The following is a 256-nucleotide window of genomic DNA, read 5'->3' on the forward strand; positions in this document are numbered from 1 at the left end:
TAGCGGATTGATAGGTGTTACGAGGCGACTGGTTGTGATCAGGGAAGGGAATGATACTAGCACAGACACCGAGAATCATACTGGGGTGGATCTCACAATGAGTCCAGGTGTGTGCCCGCTGGCTCAGGATCGAGCGGACTCGCTTGTTGGGGTCGCTATCATCCTCCGGCAAGGCGTAACCAGCCTGGAGTTGTTTGGAAATCTCCAAATCTTCAGGCGTCATCACAATCATAATGGTTTCCTCCTCCTCCGCGTC

Annotated in this window: 1 protein-coding gene; it reads right to left on the reverse strand. The window is 53.1% G+C overall.

Going from position 1 to position 256, the window contains the following annotated elements:
- A partial coding sequence (locus tag GSQ79_RS09165) for a hypothetical protein (RefSeq protein WP_246725222.1) occupies positions 1-232 on the reverse strand: 232 nt, incomplete at its 3' end.
- Between the last annotated feature and the right edge of the window lie 24 nt (positions 233-256).

It is taken from the genome of Beijerinckia sp. L45, assembly GCF_009765775.1.
GTDB lineage: Bacteria > Pseudomonadota > Alphaproteobacteria > Rhizobiales > Beijerinckiaceae > RH-AL1.